Origin of the sequence: Nocardia sp. NPDC059195 (genome assembly GCF_042754695.1) — a bacterium.
Classification (GTDB): Bacteria; Actinomycetota; Actinomycetes; order Mycobacteriales; family Mycobacteriaceae; genus Nocardia.
Genome location: NZ_JBHZBG010000033.1, coordinates 1 through 17,961 on the forward strand (window position 1 = coordinate 1; position 17,961 = coordinate 17,961).

The following is a 17,961-nucleotide window of genomic DNA, read 5'->3' on the forward strand; positions in this document are numbered from 1 at the left end:
ACAGTGTGGCACCGGGGTACGACAACAAACCAGCCACCGGGAAGCACCTGGTCCCGAAAGCCATGCAAGACCATCGCGTTCAGGGCACGCTCGGCCCTGACGGGCCCCGTGTGGGCCTTCACCACCGCCCTGAAGCGCGGCACACTGGCCCACACCCGGTAGCTCCCGCGACTGGTCTGTTCGTGGGCGTGGGGACCCGGAGCAGGCCCGCGATCAGCATTTCGTACGTTCGGCGCGGTCCGTGCTGGTCGTCGGCGTGCGCGTGCCGGTGATTGTCGTACCCCGGTGCCAGACTCTGGCAGGTGCGATGGGCGATAGCGGAGACGGGCGAGGGCGGCGCTCGGTTGTGTCCGCTCGATCAGGACGGGCATCCGGCGGGACCGGTGCTCGACGAGCCCTCGCTCGTCGAGGCGGTGCGCGCCCGCCCCGAGGTCGAGCGGTGGGTATGGCGATCCACGGCCGAGATCTACCGTGCGTTGTCGGCGGCGGGTGTGTGGGTCGAACGTTGCTACGACGTGCAGGCGGCGGAGTCTCTGCTGATCGGGTACGAGGAAGGGCAGTCGGGGCAGGCGCGCTCGCTGGCGGCGGGCTGGGCACGGCTACACAACCTGGCCGTCCCGCCGGATGCTCCGGTGCGGGCCGCCGAGACGCAGCCGTCGCTGTTCGAGTCGGCCCCGGTGCCGCTGCCGCCAGGGATCGACGAGTTCACCGCCTTGCTCGCGGTCTATGCCGGGCAGGTCGCCCGCACTGCTCGGACCGAGCATCCCGAGCGCATGCGACTGCTGCTCGCCGCCGAATCGGCAGGCATGCTCGTCGCGGTCGAGATGGGCCAGCTCGGCATCCCGTGGCGCGCCGATGTGCACCGCGAACTCTTGGATTCGATGCTGGGCGAGCGCTTTCCGGGTGGATCGGAACCGCGGCGGATGGCGGAGTTGGCCGAGCAGGTGTCGCGGGCGTTCGGAACAGGGGTGCGGGTCCGGCCCGACCTGCCCGCCGACATCGTCAAAGCCTTCGGCCGCGCCGGAATCCTGCTGTCCTCCACCAGGAAATGGGAGCTCCAGCAGATCGACCACCCCGCCGTCGCCCCGCTGCTGGCCTACAAATCGCTGTACCGCCTCTACACGGCGCATGGTTGGTCCTGGCTCGAACAGTGGGTGCACGGCGGCCGCTTCCGTCCCGAATACCTACCGGGCGGCACAGTGTCTGGGCGCTGGACCACCAACGGTGGTGGCGCACTACAGATTCCGAAGATCATCCGGCAAGCGATCCGGGCCGACCCCGGATGGTCGCTGGTGGTCGCCGACGCCGACCAGATGGAGCCGAGGGTCCTCGCGGCGATCTCGCGTGACCCGGGACTGATGGACGTGGCAGGTCGTGGCGAAGACCTCTACGCGGACCTGGCCGCCCGCGGATTCGGCGGCGATCGCGATCAGGCCAAGATCGCGCTGCTCGGCGCCATCTACGGCCAGACCTCCGGCGACGCCCTCACCCACCTCGCCGGCCTGCGTCGGCGCTATCCGGCTGCCGTGGCCTACGTCGACGACGCGGCGCACGCCGGCGAGGAAGGCCGCCTCGTGCGCACCTGGTTGGGGCGCACCTGCACGCCGTTGTCGGTCGCGCTCGACGACACGGACGCGCCCCAGGACACGCGCACCGAGTTCGGCGCCAATTCCGCCGCCCGTGCCCGCGGCCGCTTCACCCGGAACTTCGTGGTGCAGGGCAGCGCCGCCGACTGGGCCCTGTTGGTGCTGGCCGGCATCCGGCACGCGATCCGCGACCTGCGCGCGGAACTGGTCTTCTTCCAGCACGACGAAGTGATCGTGCACTGCCCGACCGAGGAAGCCCCAGCGGTGGCCGCGGCGATCGCCACCGCCGCCGACACCGCGGGCCGGATCGCCTTCGGTCAGACCCCGGTCCGGTTCCCGTTCACCACCGCGGTGGTCGGGTGCTACGGCGACGCCAAGTAGGACAGCCACCCTCGGCGGCCCCGCGCGCGTAGACCACCTAGGCGGGAGCGTTTCGCATGTGAAATGTCCTGGTCACAGTGCGTCGGCGAGCGGCCGCGTCCGCATGAGCGTTTCGGTCGGCCGCGGAGCGTGCCAGATGCGCTAGTTGTCGGTGGGTGTCGGTAGCGTCTTGTCTGTGGAAACAGGGGAACGCATCCAAGAACTCGCCGCCCGGATGGTCGCGCTGCGCGACGCCTACTACCAGGGAGAGCCGCTGGTCGCGGACGCGGAATTCGACGCGATCGAAGACGAGCTGCGCGCGCTGATCACCGCGCATCCCGACCTCGCGCCGGACCCGAATCCGCTCGATCAGGTCGGTGCGCCCGCGGTGCTACACGCCCCGGTACGGCATTCGCGGCCGATGCTGTCGCTGGAGAAGGCGACCAAGCCGGAGCAGGTCGAGGCGTTCTTCGGTCGTTTCCCCGGTCAGTCGGTAGTCGTGATGCCCAAGCTCGACGGCTTGTCGCTGGCACTCGTCTTCGAGAACGGAAGACTGGCGCGTGCTGTGACACGCGGTGACGGCACCACCGGTGACGATGTGACCCCGCTGGTCCGTGCCCTCGTCGACGGGGTTCCCGAGCGGATCGACATTCCCGGCCGCGTCGAGGTGCGTGGCGAGGCGGTGATGTTGCGATCGACCTTCCTCGCCTACAACGCCGCGCACCCGGACAAGCCGCTGATCAATCCGCGCAACGCCGCGGCGGGCACCCTGCGGGCGAAGGACCCGGCCACTGTGTCCGAGCGGCGCCTACAGTTCTTCGGCTTCGACTTGGATACTCCCGCCGACGATGCCGCGCACGACCTGGGGGAAGGGCTGCGTGCGCTCGGAGTCGCGGGCGCGCAGATGCGGTTGTGTGCCGATGCCGCGCAGGCGCAGGCGGCGATCACCGAGATCGAGCAGGGCCGCAACGATCTGGACTACGACATCGACGGTGCCGTCCTACGGCTGGCCGACCGTGATGCCTACGCGGCGGCCGGAACCCGGTCCAACTCCCCGCGGGGTGCGCTGGCGTTCAAGTTCGCCGCCGAGGAGAAGACCACACTGCTGCGCGAGGTGATCTGGGACGTCGGCAAGACGGGCAAGATCGTCCCCGTCGCGTGGCTGGAGCCGGTGTTCGTCGGCGGCACCACGGTCACGAAGGCGACCCTGGCGAACCAAGAGGTGATCCGCGCCCGCGACATCAAAATCGGTGACACGGTGCTGGTGCGCCGCGCGGGTGATGTGATCCCGTTCGTGGCAGGCGTGCTCGATGCCGCCAAGCGCACCGGCGAGGAAATCGACATCGTGTCACCCACCGTCTGCCCCTCGTGCGGGCAGCCGGTCACCGAGCAGGGCAACAGTCGAGAACTGTTCTGCACCAACGTTTCCTGTCCGGCGCAGACCGTGCGCAGGCTGATCCACTGGGCCTCGCGCGCGGCCGCCGACATCGACGCCATCGGGGGCGTGTGGATCGAACGCCTCGCCGAGGCAGGCATTCTCGAAAGCCCGTCGGACTTCTACACCCTTACCAAGGAGCGACTGCTCGAATTCGACCGCGTCGGCGAGATTTCCGCCGCGCGCATGATCGATTCGATCGACGCCAGCCGCCAGGTCGGCCTACGCCGCGCCCTGATCGGCCTTGCCATCCCGATGGCCTCCGACGGCACCGCCGCTCGGCTGGCCCGCGCGGGATTCGGCTCCCTGGAAGAAGTCGCCGACGCGGGTGAGGAACGACTCGTCGCGGTGGAAGACATCGGACCGAAGGTCGCCGCCTCCTTGGTCGCACACCTGACACGACTGCGTCCTGAACTGGACCGCCTCCGCGAGCTCGGCGTCAGTCTGGACGTGCGTGAGGAAGACCTGCCGCCCGTCATCGCGGCAGGTGCGCCCCTCGAGGGAAAAACGGTCGTGATCACCGGCGCGATCAGCGACCCACGCTCCGGCGAGAAGGTGGCCCGCCCGACGTTCCAGCGCCTGTGTGAGCAGGCGGGGGCGACGGCGGCCTCCTCCGTCTCGGCGAACACCGACATGCTCATCACCGGCGCGGGAGTCGGTGACAGCAAGCTGGCCAAGGCGGGCAAGCTCGGCGTCGAGGTCGTCGACCAGGGCGAGATCTGGAAGCTGCTGATCGACGCCAAGGTCATCTGACATCGGCGCGATACGCCTCTCTCAATCAGTCCGATGGTCGGGGGAGCGGCCTGCGACGTAGTCCTTGGCCCAGCGGTAGTCGGGTTTGCCGCTGGGTGACCGGGAGATGGTCTCGGCGATCCAGATCTGTTTGGGCACTTTGTAACCGGCGAGATGGGGGCGCAGGTGGGTGCGGACGGCATCGAAGTCCAGGGTGCGGTCGGGGGCGATCGAGATGATCGCGGCGACCTGCTGGCCCCACCGTTCGTGGTCGACGCCGATGACGACCGCGTCGTAGATCGCCTCGTGGGATTTCACCACCGACTCGACCTCCTCGGGGAATACCTTCTCCCCACCGGTGTTGATCACCATGTTGCCGCGCCCGATCAGGGTGATGGAGCCGTCGGGCTCGGCGCGGGCCCGGTCGTCGGTGACCACGATGCGGGCTCCGTCGACCGTCTTGAACAGCCGGGCGGTGCGGTCGGGATCGTTGTAATAGCCGATCGGTACCGCGCCGGTCTTGGCCAGCCAGCCCTCCTCGCCGGGGTCGACGGGCCGTCCGTCTTCGCCGACCACCACCGCGCCGCGCCCGGTCTGCACCCGTGGCCCGCGCGCCGGATCGTCGTCCTTCTGCGCGAAACCGATACCGCCGAAACCGGTTTCGGACGACCCGATCGAGTCCGACACCATCGTCGTCGGAAACTTCTCCAGCAGCGCGTTCTTCACCGGTTGGGACAGCAGCGCGGCCCCCGAAGCGATGACCAGCAGCGACGAGGCGTCCACCGGTTCCTCGTCGAAGGCATCGATGAGCGGGCGTGCCATCGCGTCACCGGTGATGACCATGACGTGCGGATGATGCGTGGCAACCGACTGCCACACCTGCGCCGGATCGAAGCGCGGCTCGAACAGCACGGAATTGCCCGACCAGAGCGCGTTGAACGTCGGCATCATCGCCGCGGCGTGGATCAGCGGCGGGAGCACGAACCAGATGCTCGGCACCGCCTGCACACCGTTCGCGGACTGCTGATATTCGTCGCGCACCGGTTCGCCGCTGTAGAAGTCGACGCCGCCGCCGAGCACGCGCCACATGTCCTCCTGCCGCCACATGACGCCCTTCGGCATGCCGGTTGTCCCACCGGTGTACATCATGAACAGGTCGTCCGCGGTGCGGGTTACCTTGGGGCGGAACGGTTTTCCCGCCTCGATGAGCTGCTCGTAGAGGAGCGAGCCCGCACCGGGCACCCCGATATCGCGGTCGTCGTCGACGCAGATCGACTGACGCACAGTCGGCGTGAGCTCGAGGGCCGCGCGGACGGTGTCGCCGTAACAGGCGTGGTACACCAGCACTTCGAGGTCGGCGTTGCCGTAGACGTAGGCCAGCTCGGTCGGGCCGTACCGGTAGTTGATATTGATCGGGACGGCGGCCAGCTTGAAGCAGGCGATCAACGTCTCCATGGTTTCGATGCTGTTGTGCATCTGGAAGCCCACGTGCGTGCCGTGACCGACGCCCGACTCGGCCAACTGGTCGGCGAGCCGGTTGGCACGAATATCGAGCTCCCGGAAGGTCACTCGACGATCGCGCTGAATGAGGGCGATCCGATCGGGCATGGCGTCGACGGAATGTTCGAACAGGTCGGCGAAGTTGTTGGCCATCTCAGTCCATCTCTTGACGATCTCTCACACGACGGTGAGTGGCAGGGGTTTTCCGCGGTCGGTGAAGGCGAAACCCGCACCGGTGCTGAATCGGGTCACCGCGACCTCGGAAGCTTCTCGGAACGGTTGCTCGGCCAGGTCGATGTCGACGGTCCAGCCGTGCTGGTCCGTCCCGGCGACACGGGCGACGAAGCGCGGGTTGACCCCGCGGACAAGGGCATCGAGGGGCCGCAGATCTTCGGGAGACAGCATCGAAGACCAGGCCCCGTCGGTTCGAGCCCCACTGGCGTGCGGAAAACGCAGGCGCACACCGGATGGCAGCATCGAGATATCGATATCGGTGTAGCTTGCCGGGTTCAGCGCCGGATGTAGGCGAAGGACCGTGGCGAGCGCGTGCGGGTCGTCATCGAGGGCCAGGCATTTGCGGATGCGCTCGGAGGTCAGTCCGGCGATCCCGGCGAACTGTTTGCGCCCGATCCCGAGGGCGGTCGCCGCATCGGTGCGTTCCCTGATGGCGACCATGAACCCGAGGGTCAGTAGATGCTGCTGCAGGCAGATCTCATCGGCCATCCGCCGCAATGCCGCGTGCGAGAAATCGGCGAACCGCAGATCGCTCAGCAGCGGCCCGGTGTAGTCGGCCAGACCTTCCGCACGCGAATCGATCTCCGCCAATTCCAGCCCCGCGGCAACGGAATTCGCGACGAGCGCCGCGTTGCGTGGCACGGCGGGCGGGACGTGCGCGGGATCGATGACGACCGTCCACGCGCACACCGGGGTCCGGTCGGCGGGCCGGCGCGGCGGACGGTGCACCGGTCGGACCTGGGCGTGCGGGTTGGTGGCGAGGGCCGTCGCGTCGAAGGTCGGGTCCTCGATGTCGTGGCACATCGCCACCACGAACTCCTCGCCCATCGGCTCGACATCGGCCAGCGCACCGCAGTGATCGAGCCAGAACTCACCGTGATCGTGGTCGTCGACCCGGAACCGGAAGTCCATGAACTGCGGTGGCGCGCCGATATCGAGTTGCAGCCCTTTGAAGATGGTCTCGACGCTGTCCCCGGCGAACCCGAGTGCTCGCTGCATGCGGCGGGTGTAGATCGGGCTGGCCAGCTGCCACTCCTCGATCGCCACCGCTGTCATTCCCTCGCGACCGAAAGCGGCGATGGTGTGCGCCATCCCGGACCGGTCGATGAGGTGACCACACAGCAGCAACTCGGGGACCAGCGCGGCCAGCTGGTCCCTGGACAGCATGGTGAAGCCGCTCATCGGTGTCACCACAGGGAGGCGGGTGATTCGCCGACGCGGAACCAGCCGGGCAGTGGATCACGCGATACCGAGCGCTCGATGCGCTTGTGCATACCCGGCGACAACGCGTTGTCGGTGATCATGTCGAGGAACATCGCCGAGACATTGCCGAAGTCGAAGAAGTCGCGCTGCCAGGACCATTGGAAGTTACCGCCGTAGCGGAACCAGCTGCCGCCGATGCCCTCGGGAGAGTAGTGGCGGCCGTCGGCGCGCTTGCCCTCGTTGATCTGCTTCCAGAAGCCGATCACGGTGCCGCTGCGCTCGTCGATGACGAACTCCTGATACGGATAGGTCCAGCCTTCGAGGCCGAGCATCTCCTGACCGAGAGCGTAGTCGCGGATCTCCTCGCGGCCGACCGACATGAACTCCTGCTTGGGGCCGTAGTTCCAGCCGTAGGTCGCATCCACCGTGTACATCTCGGCGAGGGGCTTCCAGTCGCCCTTCTCCTCGCACCGCTGGTTCTCCACGACCCAGCGCCGAACCATCTCGTCGAGTTCGGACCGCTCGAAACTTGCCATCAGACTGTGCCTTTCGCAGAGGAGTCGGATTCGCCACCGGCGGCGATCGACAGAGCTTGGGTGGGGCAGTAGCGGATCGCGGCCTCGACGGCCTTGCGTTCCGCATCGCCCGGGGTGGCGTTCACGATCTCGACCAGGCCGCGTTTGGGCACGGTGAAGACGGCGGGCGCCTCGTCCTGGCAGACTCCGTGTCCCTGACACAGGTCCAGATCGACCACGATTCTCATCACGCGCCCCCGTCCGGCACCGGCCGCAGCGGCGCCTCGGGCTGCACCTCGACCAGCACCATGTGGGCGCCGCGAGGGACGGAGACCACCGTCGCGACCGCATCGGCGAGGTGTTCGGGACGCAACATGTAGGGGTGGCGGGCCATGCCCCAGTCCTTCCAGTCCTGCAGCACCGGTCCGACGATCTCGGGGGTCGTGTCCATCCCCATCCCGGTCAGTGTCGGGCCCGGCCGGACCAGTGAGGCGCGAATGCCGCTGCCTTCCAGCTCCATGCGCAACTGGCCGACCATCGCTTCGAGGCCGTTCTTCGCGGCACTGTAGGCGCCCGAGCGCGGCCGTGGGTTGTCGGCGCAGTCGGAGCTGATCACGACGAGATCGCCGCGTCGCCGCGCTGTCATCCCCGGTAGTACCCGGTGGATGAGGCGTTGCGCGCCGACGAGGTGGACCTGCACCTGGAACAGGAATCGCTCCGGGTCCATCTCGCCGACCAGCGAGAATTCGATGTCGCCCGCACCGGAGACGAGAATCTCGGTCGGGCCGAGCGTGCGCTCGGCGGCCGTCACGAACTCGTCGACGGAGGCGGCATCGGTGACGTCGAGCCGGTGGGCGTAGGCCTCGCCGCCGCCGGCGCGGATCTTGGCGGCGAGCTCCTCGCACAGCTCGACCCGGCGCGCGCCCAGCGTCACCGGATGGCCGAGCTGGGCCAGGGCGACGGCGGTCGCGGCGCCGATGCCGGAGGAGGCACCTGCCACCAGCACGGGCCTGCGGTCGGGATGGGGTTCGAATCGGGGCACTAGCTGACCTCTACTGTGATGGGGAGTTTGGCGAAGCCACGGACGTTCGTGGAGTGCACCCGGGCGATGCCGTCGGCGGCCACCTCGAAAGTCGCGACCCGCGAGGCGAATTCGCCGAGCACGATGGTGGCCTCCAGCCGGGCCAGGTGCGCGCCGAGGCAGAAGTGCACGCCCGCACCGAAACTGGCGAGCGCCGAGCTGCTACTGCGATCGATGACGTAGCTGTCACCGTCGTCGAAGGCCGCCGGATCGCGGTTGGCCGAGCCGATCAGCAACAGCACCTTCGCGCCCGCCGGGATGGTGCCGCCGTGATAGTCGAGGTCGACCGCCGCGGTGCGGGCCACGATCTGGCTGGAGGTGTCGTAGCGCAGGGTCTCCTCCACCCAGTCGCTGACCAGCTCCGGCTCGGCGACGACCTTGGCGTACTCCGCGGGGTTGGCGCCGGCCCAGTACAGCGCGTTGCCCAAAAGCTTTGTGGTGGTCTCGTTTCCGGCGACAACCATCAGGAACATGAAGCCGATGATCTCCTCGTCGGTGAGGGTGTCGTCATCGATCTCGGCATCGAGCAGCGCCGAGGTGAGATCGTCGGCGGGCGCGGCGCGGCGCTGGGCGACCATGTCGGCGTAGTAGCCGAACAGTCGGATCGAGGCGTCGATCGCGTCGACAGGTACGTCGAGCACGCCCTCTTCGCGGTGCACCACCAGGTCGGCCAAGCGGCGGATCTCGGCGCGATCGGGCTCGGGCACGCCCATCAGTTCGGAGATGACGTCCATCGGCAGCTTGCCCGCGACCTCGTCGATCCAGTCGAAGCTGCCGCGCGCGAGCGCCGGCTCGAGATGCTCCAGGGTGATCTCCCGGATCCGGACTTCCATCTCGGCGACACGTTTCGGTGTGAAACCCTTGAAAACGAGTCTGCGCATGCGCATATGCCGCGGATCGTCCATCGCCAGGAATGACATCACCCGATGTGCGTGCGGACCCCAGGCCGCCGGATCGAGGGAGACACCATTCGCGCTCGATAGCCGATTGCTGTCCCGAAATGCCGCGACCACATCGGAATGCCGGGAAAGCGCCCAGAAATCGAGCTCCGGATTGTGGTAAAGCGGCGCCTCGGTGCGCAATCGGTGGTAAGTCGGGTATGGGTCTTCATGGAATCCGTAGTCGTACGGGTCGAAAGTCACGGGTTCCACAGTGGCGCTGGTCATCGCGAATACCCCGGTTTCGATAGGTCGTCCCCTTCGGTGGCGGGGGCCGATAACCCCGAAGGAGACACGTAGCTGGACATGTGTCTGGACGGTACCACCGACACCAGTTCAGCACAACGGTTTCGGCGTCCCGCGAAGGTCTTCCGGCCGGTGAGGGCCGGGTTTTGGATCGGTCAGAGAAATGGACCAGTGTCTAGAATGTGGTCCAAATCATATGGTACGGTCGCCGACATGGCACGGGGAGACGGCGGAGTTGCACCGGCTGACGGTGGTGTGACGGGCGCTGGTAACCCGGCATCGCCGGAGGGGGAACAGGTCAGCGCTGGACAGATAGTTCGTCGGAACTTCTCCGACACGGTCCTTTCGAGTGTGGCAACTTTGGGCCGCGCATTGCGTATCGGTGCCGCGGCGATCTACATCGGTACGATCGACGCCATTCGAGGGCGATTCCAGGTGCACGAAACCCTCACGCAAGCCTGGTTTCTGATCAGAGTCACCGCGGTGCCGAGCATTTTGATGGCCATTCCGTTCGGTGTCATCGTTTCCGCGCAAGTCGGCAATATCGTGTCCGAACTCGGCGCCGATTCGATGATCGGTGCGGCAGGCGGACTCGGCGTCATCAAACAGGGTGCGCCGATGGCCACCGCGATGCTGCTCGGCGGAGCGGGCGCCGCCGCCATCGCGGCCGACCTGGGTGCGAGGACCGTCCGCGAAGAGGTCGACGCACTGCGGGTGATGGGCATCGACCCGGTGCAACGCCTGGTCGTGCCGCGCATCGCGGCCATGATGCTGGTCGCGCCGCTGCTCAATGTCCTGATCATCTTCATCGGGGTCGGTTCGGGCTTCGTGGTCGCGGTGGCGGCGTTGAACGTCACCCCGGGCAGCTACTGGCAGTCCTTCGGCGCCTTCACCACCTCGATCGACGTGTGGGTCTCGCTGGTCAAGGCGCTGATCTTCGGTTTCCTGGTCGTCGTCATCGCCTGTCAACGCGGGTTGGAGGCCAAGGGCGGACCGCGCGGTGTCGCCGACGGGGTCAATGCGGCCGTGGTGATGTCGATCGCCGCGGCCGTCGTCCTGAACACCGTGATCACCCAGGTCGTCACCATGTTCTTCCCGGTGAGGATGGCCTGATGAGCGCTCCCTACTATCCCGCCGCGCTGCGGTGGGTGGGCTGGCTACGCCGCCGTGGCATTCGTCCGTTCGGCCCGATCGAGTCGATCGGGTTCGTGCTCGGCTTCTGCTGGCAGGTGCTGTCGTCGGTGCCCTACACGCTCGTGCGCTACCGCCGTCAGACGATCACGATGGTGACGGACATGACCTGGGGTCGCGGTTCGGTGATCATCGGCGGCGGCGTGGTGCCGCTGATGCTGTTGCTCGGTGCCGCGATGGGCGCGTCCATCGGCATCGAGGCGTTCAGCGCGCTCGACCTGTTGTCGCTGGGGCAACTCAGCGGTCTCATCTCGGCCTTCGGCGTGACCCGCGAACTCGCGCCCATCGCGGCCGGGATCGGATTCGCGGCGCAAGCCGGGTGCCGGATGACCGCGGAGATCGGCTCCATGCGCATCTCCGAGGAGATCGACGCACTCGAGTCGCTCGGCATCCGGTCGGTGCCGTTCGTCGTGACGACCCGGGTGATCGCCGGGATCTTCGCCGTCGCACCGGCATTCGTGGTCGCGTTGATCCTGAGCTATTTCTCCTGTGCCTTCATCGTCACGACCATCCACGGGACACCGACCGGAACCTACAACCACTACTTCGATCAGTTCGTCGTCGGCTGGGATGTCTTCGCCGCGACCGTCAAGGTGATGGTGTTCGCGGTCGCTGTCGTGCTGATCCATTGCTATCAGGGCTATTTCGCCACGGGCGGTCCCGAGGGCGTCGGCATCGGTTCCGGGCGCGCCATTCGGGCGAGCCTGGTGGCGATCATCGCGCTCGACATGGTCGCCACCATTCTGCTGTGGGGATTCCAATCTCCCGTCACGTTCACCGGGTGATGCCATGCCTGCTTATGCCCTGCCGGGAACCGAAGTCGGGCCACTGCGCGCCCGCGTACTCGGCACCATCGCTGTCGTGCTCACGCTGCTCGGCGTGCTCGTCTGGCGAGTGGTGCCCGACAGTGAGCCCGCCGACCAGATCCAGGTCGCGCTGCTGGTCGGCGAGGTCGGCGAGGGCGTCGGGGAGGGGACCGACGTCCGGCTCGACGGCGTGCGCGTCGGCTCGGTCGCCGCGATCGACTTCGCGGGCCGGAGCAAGCAGCGAATCGAGCTGACGCTGAGCGGGTCTCAGCTGTTCGGCCTGACGAACGCGCTGACCGTCGACTACGCGCCGGGAAACCTCTTCGGCATCAGCGCCATCGAGCTGCACTCGACGGCGGGCGGCGCCGAACTGGTCGACGGTTCGACCGTCGACCTGACCGATCGCGAAGCCGATCGAGTCCACGACGCCACACTCTCGGCCCTGCTGAAATCGACGGGACAGCTCACCGACGAGGTGCTGACACCGAAACTCGTCGAACTGCTCAGTACGATCTCGCGCGACCTCACGGCCTTCACCCCACTGATGCAGGCGATCGGCACGACCGCCCGCTCCTATGCCGAGACCAGAGTGCTGCCGCCGTCGATGCTGTTCGAACAGTTCGGTTCGGCGCTGACCGGGTTGCCGCCGATGCTCACCGGCGGGCTGACGCTGCTGCACGCGGAGTACGCGAACAAGTACCTGGCGGTGCCCGACCAGCTCCAGCGCTTCGGCCAGATGTTCGACGGCATCCAGTACCAACTGCTGCCGACGGTCACCCAACTGCTCGGCACATCCCAACAGTATTTCGGTGGAATCCTGCCCATGATCAGCCTTGTCCTCGACCGCCTTTCCGCGTCGGTCAGCACCCCGGAACGCTCGGCGCAGCAGCTGAGCGAACTGCTCGCTCGCCTCGACACCGCCTTCCGTGACACACCCAACGGTCCGGTGCTCACCGCCGGGGTCGAACTGGATGTGGTGCCCGGCCTGGCGGCACCCCTGTCGTCGATACTCGGGGGCGTCCGCTGATGACGACACGTTCCCTGCTGCTGCGCGTCGCCACTGCGGTCCTGCTGATGGGTGTGATCCTGGTGGGCGTCCTGCGCGTGATCGAGCGACCCGTCGACGGCGAAACAGACACCTACACAGCGCTGTTCACCGACGCGAACGGCCTGCGTGATGGCGACGACGTGCGCCTCTACGGCGTTCAGGTCGGCAAGGTGCGTGCGGTCGAACTCGACGGCGCACTCGCCCGCGTGACTTTCACCGTCAGCCGGGATCGGGCGCTGTTCACCAACAGTGTCATCGCCATTCGATACCAGAACCTCACCGGTTTCCGGTATCTGGACATCGAGCAGCCCGAACAGCCTGCGGGCCGACGTGATCCGAAATCGGTCTTCGGCACCGCGGAAACGGTGCCCGACTTCGACATCACCCGACTGTTCAAAGGCTTGCAGCCGGTGCTGGCCGAACTCTCGCCCGATGATCTCAATCAATTCGCGACCAGCATTCTCGCGGTGATCCAGGGGGACGGAACGGGTCTCGGGCAGGCGCTGGGCGCGATCGACAAGCTCAGCCGCTACGCCTCCGATCGGCAGGCGGTGCTGGCGACCCTGGCGGGCAACCTCGCCCAGGTGGCCGATCATCTCGGCGGAAAGTCGGGCAACGCGATGACCCTGCTCACCAATCTGACCAACCTGTTCATCACCATCACCGAGAAACTGCCCGGACTCGTCGACTTCTCGAACGGGATTCCCGGTGTACTGCAACCACTTCGGAGCATGCTCACCGTCATCGGGGCCACCGGCGAACCCGGCGGAGACCTCGAGGTAGCGCTGCGAAGGGCATTCCCCGACCCGTACGACGCGGTGGCCGCGTTCGAGAGCCTGCCCGGTCTCATTCAGGCGATGACACAGGCGATTCCACCCACCGGACCCGACCTCACTTGCTCGCACGGGGATGCCACGGCGCCCCAACCTCTGCAAGTGCTCATCGCCGGACAGGGGATCGTGCTGTGTCACCGATAGGGCGCGGACGCGCCGCCGATCCGCGGGCAGGCGAATTGCGGTGGGGGATAGCGGGAATGTGTGCGGCTGTCCTGTTGCTGGTCGCGATCGGCGCGGTCTATGTCACCGGAACAACCGCGGAGCGTACGTATTCCGCCGAGATGACCCAGGCGGGCTCGGTTCGCACGGGCGACGACGTGCGGCTGGCGGGGATACCCGTCGGGAAGGTGACCTCGCTGACCCTGCTGCCCGATCGGGTCAGGATGGAATTCACCGTCACCGAGGACGCGTTCCTCGGTGATCAGACCACCCTCGACATCCGGATGCTGACCTTCGTCGGTGGCTACTACGTGGCTGTCCTGCCCGCCGGGACGAAACCGCTCGGCGCCGCGGTGATCCCCGTGGAGCGAGTCATCGTGCCCTACAACCTGACCAAGGCGTTCCAGGACGCGGTGGAGCCGGTGCGCCGGATCGACGGGAATGTCTTCCGGCAAGACCTCGCCGCACTGTCCACCGCGATCGACAAGAGCCCGGATGCCGTGCGGTCGACGGTGCGCGCGGCCGGCGACGTGGTCGCGATCCTGGACGAGCAGAACGCCGACATCTCCCGCGCCCTGTCCATCGCCGACGAATACCTGACCGCACTCAACGCGAACGCCGATGTGCTGGCGGATCTACTCATCACCCTCGGCACGCTCGAACAGATCATCCAGACCAACAAGGTGCAGGTCGCCGAATCCCTGCGTGACCTCGCGGTAATCCTGCAAGACCTGACTCCGCTCGGTCGGGCGTGGGACGCGTCGATCAGGCAGCGCGCCCAGCCGCTCGCCGATGCCATCCCCGCGCTGGAGGAGCTCGGCGGGCGTCTGGGCACCCTGCTCGATTCCGTGCGGGCACTCGGGCAACGGTTGCTGCCGTTGATGCCGGCGGGCGGTGGGGTGAGTGTCGACCAGTCCGGCGCGACGATCCAGCTGCCCGCCGTGTGCGTGCCACTGCCGGGAGGGGGCTGTTGATGCTGCAGAAGATCCTGGGATCGCGCGGGCTGATGTCGGCCGTGGTCGTCGTGACGCTCGTCCTCGCCGGTGCGATCGGCCTGCGGCTGAGCTCGCCGAATCCGCCGATGCGTAGCTACTGCGCCGAAATGCCGGACAGCATCGGACTTTACGAGGGCAGCGCGGTCACGGTGATGGGGGTGCAGGTCGGGCGGGTCACCGAGATCAGCATCGCCGGTGCGGTGGCGCGCGTCGAATTCGCCATCCGGGCCGACCGCAAGCTGCCGACCGACGTCGGGGCGGTGACCGTCAGCGACACCTTGATCGCCGACCGGCGGCTGGCCCTGATCGGCGCCGAACCCGCTGGGCCAGGCTGGAATTCGAGCGAGTGCATCACCAAGACGCTGACCCCCAAGAGCCTGACGCAGACCTTCGACGCCCTGGCCGGGCTCGCCGACCAGCTCAACGGTGCGCGAGATGCCGTGCAGCGCACCGCTATCGGGGCCGGAGTCGATGCGCTCGATCGCGCGACGGCGGGGACAGGCGATCAGATCAACGACATCATCGCCGCGCTGAGCCGGGCACTGGCCGCACCCGACGCCGCGATCGGCCACATCGGGCAACTGCTCGACGCGCTCACCGAACTCGCGCACCGGGCCCGCGGCGGCTGGTCCCAGGTGGAGACCACGGTGAGCGGGCTGCCGCAGACGTTCAACGACATCGTCACCATCGCGTTCCCGCCGGTTATCGAGCTCGTCGCCGCGCTCGCCGACCTGCTGCCCCAGCTCAACGACGTGATCGTGATGTTCGGGTCGCCCGCGCTGCGAGCGTTGGATTCCGTACCGGATCTTTCGCGCATGATCGCGGCGGGCGTCGGCTCGCTCGCCGACATCATCGCCATGGCGCCGGCCGTCGCTAGCGGCTTCGCCGGTGCCGTCGACCCGGTCAGCGGAGCGCTGAACATCGGCTACGCACCACCGAAACTCGTACTCGCCCAGCACGACACGGCCCAGGTCTGTGCGGCCGTGCAGATCATCACCGGGCAGCTCTGCCCGACGGCCGAAAGCGGTGCGATGACGATTCCTGCCCTGCCCGTCCTGCTCGGGGCGGTGAGCGCACGATGAGACGCGCCGCGCTGCTGCTGTTCACGGTGCTGCTCGCCGCCACCGGCTGCGGTTTCCAGCCCGCTGACCTACCGGTACCGGGATCGGGCGTCGACGGTCCCACGTATCAGCTGCGCATCGAGTTCGCCGATGTGCTCAATCTCCCGCAGGGCGCCAAAGTGATCGCGGCGGGCGTCCGGGTCGGCATGCTCACCGGCGTCACCCTCGTCGATCCTGTCGCCGCCACACCGGACCGGGCGGCCGAACCCGGCTATGCCGTCGCCGATGTCGCCATCGGGCAGTCGGTCCGGCTCTCGGTCGGCACCACCGCCGAACTTCGCCAGGAGACCCCGCTCGGCGACGTCCACATCGCGCTGAGCGAACCGGTGGAAGCGACGGCGGGCGAGCTGACACCGGGCGCGACCATCCCGCTCGCGGACACCACCCAGTCGCCCCCGATCGAGGACATCCTGGCCGGTCTGTCCACCTTCATCGGCAGTGGCGCGGTGACCGATTTCCAGAGCATCGTCCGCACGATGAACGGTGTGTTCCCCGACGATCCGCGCGACACCGCCCGCCTCGCGGACATTCTCGGCGCCGACATCACCGACCTCGGCGACCACCTGCATTCGGTCGACGCCCTGCTCGACGGGTTGGAGGCCACGGTCGAAGAGGGCATGCAGCAGAACCTGCCGATTCTCGACGTACTGCTCACGCCCTACGGCGTCCAACACACCACCGATGCGGTGAACGCGCAGATCCGGGTCATCTTCGTGCTCACTGCGCTCGGCCCGGTCGCGCCGAGCGCGCAGTGGCTCGGCCCGCTGCTGTCCTCCCTGGACGACACCACGCGCGCCCTGGTCCCCATGCTGCTGGGCAGCCGCCCGCTCGACGCCGATTCACCGTCGAACATGAAGGCGCTCATCGACCTGATCAATACCGATCTCGTCCCGTTCGCCACCCACGGCCCGAAGGTCGACCTGGTCGACGTCACCCTCGGGCCATCGAACCCTGGTATCACGCAGGACGAGCACACCGCCCGCATCGTCGACACCCTGCGAATGATCGGACTCGTGCGATGAATCTCCGTGCGGCAGTATCGCTTTCCGCGATCGCGGCGGTCCTGGTCTTCGGTGTCGGGTACATGTCGCTCGGCGTGCTGCGGCTGGACCCGCGATTGAGCTACATCACCGCCGACATGCGCCTCGACAACTCGGGCGGACTCGCCCCGAATTCGCCTGTCCTGCTCGCCGGTGTCCAGGTCGGCCGCACCGAGTCGGTGCGCAAGCAGGCGGGCGGGGTGCTCGTTCGGCTGCGGATCGACAGCCGCTACCGAATCCCGGTGTCCAGCGATGTCCGGATCGAGCAGCTGTCGGCCCTCGGCGAGCCCTACATCGCCTTCGCGCCGGAATCCGGTGCCGGCCCGTATCTCGAGGACGGCCAGGTCGTCGCGGCGGACCGGATCCACCTGCCGATGACCATCACGGCACTGTCGGCCCGACTGGTCGAGTTGCTCGACCAGATCCATCCCGAGGCGATCGCGAACCTGGTCGATACCTTCGACCGCGCGCTGGCCGGAACGGACACGGCGATGCAGACCCTGCAGCGGTCGTCGACCCTGCTCGCGGCCACCTTGCTCAGCCGCACCGAAGCCGTTCGGCAACTGTTCGCCGACATGCAAGCTCTCGGCGGCGACATGGCCTGGCTCGGGCCATCACTCGGTACGGCGGGCCCGCTGTTCGGCGAGTTCGGCGTGACGCTGAACGCGATCGTCGAGTCGGGATCCGAGCTCGTCGAGGCCCGTCCGGTGCCCGCCTACTTCACCGGTGACGGCCTCGTGCCGTTCCTGGCCGACCTGACCACCCTGATCGACGAGATCGGGCCGAGCATCGCCCCGCTGGGACAGATTCTCGGTCCGGTCGTCACCGATGCGGTGAACCGGACACCCGCCATCGACATCAGCACCCTGATCGACCAAGCCCTACAGAGCGTGGACGCCGACGGCACAGTGCACTTCCGGATCGGCGTCAAATAG

Annotated in this window: 16 protein-coding genes; 10 read left to right on the top strand and 6 right to left on the bottom strand. The window is 67.5% G+C overall.

Translation table 11 applies throughout. The features are described 5' to 3' along the window. Positions 1 to 302: 302 nt before the first annotated feature. Complete coding sequence (locus tag ACFXKN_RS28930; protein WP_378968362.1) at positions 303 to 1,967, top strand: bifunctional 3'-5' exonuclease/DNA polymerase; 1,665 nt, start codon at positions 303 to 305, stop codon at positions 1,965 to 1,967. A gap of 175 nt (positions 1,968 to 2,142) precedes the next feature. Continuing rightward, a complete protein-coding gene (gene ligA, locus ACFXKN_RS28935) occupies positions 2,143 to 4,134 on the top strand; it encodes an NAD-dependent DNA ligase LigA (RefSeq protein WP_378968382.1) in 1,992 nt (663 codons plus the stop codon). Between the two features lie 21 nt (positions 4,135 to 4,155). On the opposite strand, the gene ACFXKN_RS28940 is transcribed toward ligA, so the two are convergent. Genes ACFXKN_RS28940 through ACFXKN_RS28965 form a run of 6 tightly spaced genes read right to left on the bottom strand, consistent with a single transcriptional unit; the run spans position 4,156 to position 9,812 of the window. Then, on the bottom strand, positions 4,156 to 5,766 hold the full coding sequence (locus ACFXKN_RS28940; protein ID WP_378968390.1) for an acyl-CoA synthetase: 1,611 nt from the start codon (positions 5,764 to 5,766) through the stop codon (positions 4,156 to 4,158). Between the two features lie 24 nt (positions 5,767 to 5,790). Next, the gene (locus tag ACFXKN_RS28945; protein ID WP_378968400.1) at positions 5,791 to 7,029 is read right to left on the bottom strand and encodes a hypothetical protein; all 1,239 of its coding nucleotides are present in this window, start codon (positions 7,027 to 7,029) and stop codon (positions 5,791 to 5,793) included. Between the two features lie 5 nt (positions 7,030 to 7,034). Further along, a complete protein-coding gene (locus ACFXKN_RS28950) occupies positions 7,035 to 7,586 on the bottom strand; it encodes a nuclear transport factor 2 family protein (protein WP_378968415.1) in 552 nt (183 codons plus the stop codon). Next, a complete protein-coding gene (locus tag ACFXKN_RS28955) occupies positions 7,586 to 7,813 on the bottom strand; it encodes a ferredoxin (RefSeq protein ID WP_378968434.1) in 228 nt (75 codons plus the stop codon). Before ACFXKN_RS28955 ends, ACFXKN_RS28950 begins: the two co-directional genes overlap by 1 nt. Beyond that, entirely contained in the window at positions 7,813 to 8,607 is a 795-nt protein-coding gene (locus ACFXKN_RS28960) for an SDR family oxidoreductase (RefSeq protein ID WP_378968443.1), read from the bottom strand. The genes ACFXKN_RS28955 and ACFXKN_RS28960 overlap by 1 nt, the downstream gene beginning before the upstream one ends. Continuing rightward, positions 8,607 to 9,812, bottom strand: a complete 1,206-nt coding sequence (locus tag ACFXKN_RS28965) for a cytochrome P450 (protein WP_378968449.1) — start codon at positions 9,810 to 9,812, stop codon at positions 8,607 to 8,609. The genes ACFXKN_RS28960 and ACFXKN_RS28965 overlap by 1 nt, the downstream gene beginning before the upstream one ends. A 231-nt stretch (positions 9,813 to 10,043) precedes the next feature. On the opposite strand from ACFXKN_RS28965, the gene ACFXKN_RS28970 reads away from it, so the two are divergent. Genes ACFXKN_RS28970 through ACFXKN_RS29005 form a run of 8 tightly spaced genes read left to right on the top strand, consistent with a single transcriptional unit; the run spans position 10,044 to position 17,961 of the window. After that, the gene (locus ACFXKN_RS28970; RefSeq protein ID WP_378968469.1) at positions 10,044 to 10,943 is read left to right on the top strand and encodes an MlaE family ABC transporter permease; all 900 of its coding nucleotides are present in this window, start codon (positions 10,044 to 10,046) and stop codon (positions 10,941 to 10,943) included. Continuing rightward, on the top strand, positions 10,943 to 11,806 hold the full coding sequence (locus tag ACFXKN_RS28975) for an ABC transporter permease (RefSeq protein ID WP_378968481.1): 864 nt from the start codon (positions 10,943 to 10,945) through the stop codon (positions 11,804 to 11,806). The genes ACFXKN_RS28970 and ACFXKN_RS28975 overlap by 1 nt, the downstream gene beginning before the upstream one ends. Before the next feature lie 4 nt (positions 11,807 to 11,810). Further along, complete coding sequence (locus tag ACFXKN_RS28980; RefSeq protein WP_378968495.1) at positions 11,811 to 12,854, top strand: MlaD family protein; 1,044 nt, start codon at positions 11,811 to 11,813, stop codon at positions 12,852 to 12,854. After that, entirely contained in the window at positions 12,854 to 13,852 is a 999-nt protein-coding gene (locus ACFXKN_RS28985; protein ID WP_378968500.1) for an MlaD family protein, read from the top strand. Before ACFXKN_RS28980 ends, ACFXKN_RS28985 begins: the two co-directional genes overlap by 1 nt. After that, positions 13,840 to 14,844, top strand: coding sequence for an MlaD family protein (locus ACFXKN_RS28990; protein ID WP_378968510.1), 1,005 nt, complete (start codon positions 13,840 to 13,842; stop codon positions 14,842 to 14,844). The genes ACFXKN_RS28985 and ACFXKN_RS28990 overlap by 13 nt, the downstream gene beginning before the upstream one ends. Next, positions 14,844 to 15,947, top strand: coding sequence for an MlaD family protein (locus ACFXKN_RS28995; protein WP_379434196.1), 1,104 nt, complete (start codon positions 14,844 to 14,846; stop codon positions 15,945 to 15,947). The genes ACFXKN_RS28990 and ACFXKN_RS28995 overlap by 1 nt, the downstream gene beginning before the upstream one ends. After that, on the top strand, positions 15,944 to 17,008 hold the full coding sequence (locus ACFXKN_RS29000) for an MlaD family protein (protein ID WP_378968524.1): 1,065 nt from the start codon (positions 15,944 to 15,946) through the stop codon (positions 17,006 to 17,008). Before ACFXKN_RS28995 ends, ACFXKN_RS29000 begins: the two co-directional genes overlap by 4 nt. Beyond that, positions 17,005 to 17,961 (top strand): MlaD family protein, encoded by a 957-nt coding sequence (locus ACFXKN_RS29005; RefSeq protein WP_378968534.1) that lies wholly within the window; start codon positions 17,005 to 17,007, stop codon positions 17,959 to 17,961. The genes ACFXKN_RS29000 and ACFXKN_RS29005 overlap by 4 nt, the downstream gene beginning before the upstream one ends.

Excerpts from the sequence above, each read along its gene's own strand:
- ACFXKN_RS28940 (WP_378968390.1), bottom strand. The coding sequence starts at position 5,766 with ATGGCCAACAACTTCGCCGACCTGTTCGAACATTCCGTCGACGCCATG.
- ACFXKN_RS28950 (WP_378968415.1), bottom strand. The coding sequence starts at position 7,586 with ATGGCAAGTTTCGAGCGGTCCGAACTCGACGAGATGGTTCGGCGCTGG.
- ACFXKN_RS28975 (WP_378968481.1), top strand. The coding sequence starts at position 10,943 with ATGAGCGCTCCCTACTATCCCGCCGCGCTGCGGTGGGTGGGCTGGCTA.
- ACFXKN_RS28995 (WP_379434196.1), top strand. The coding sequence starts at position 14,844 with ATGCTGCAGAAGATCCTGGGATCGCGCGGGCTGATGTCGGCCGTGGTC.
- ACFXKN_RS29005 (WP_378968534.1), top strand. The coding sequence starts at position 17,005 with ATGAATCTCCGTGCGGCAGTATCGCTTTCCGCGATCGCGGCGGTCCTG.
- ACFXKN_RS28965 (WP_378968449.1), bottom strand. The coding sequence starts at position 9,812 with ATGACCAGCGCCACTGTGGAACCCGTGACTTTCGACCCGTACGACTAC.
- ACFXKN_RS28945 (WP_378968400.1), bottom strand. The coding sequence starts at position 7,029 with ATGAGCGGCTTCACCATGCTGTCCAGGGACCAGCTGGCCGCGCTGGTC.
- ACFXKN_RS28955 (WP_378968434.1), bottom strand. The coding sequence starts at position 7,813 with ATGAGAATCGTGGTCGATCTGGACCTGTGTCAGGGACACGGAGTCTGC.
- ACFXKN_RS28980 (WP_378968495.1), top strand. The coding sequence starts at position 11,811 with ATGCCTGCTTATGCCCTGCCGGGAACCGAAGTCGGGCCACTGCGCGCC.
- ACFXKN_RS28970 (WP_378968469.1), top strand. The coding sequence starts at position 10,044 with ATGGCACGGGGAGACGGCGGAGTTGCACCGGCTGACGGTGGTGTGACG.
- ACFXKN_RS29000 (WP_378968524.1), top strand. The coding sequence starts at position 15,944 with ATGAGACGCGCCGCGCTGCTGCTGTTCACGGTGCTGCTCGCCGCCACC.
- ACFXKN_RS28985 (WP_378968500.1), top strand. The coding sequence starts at position 12,854 with ATGACGACACGTTCCCTGCTGCTGCGCGTCGCCACTGCGGTCCTGCTG.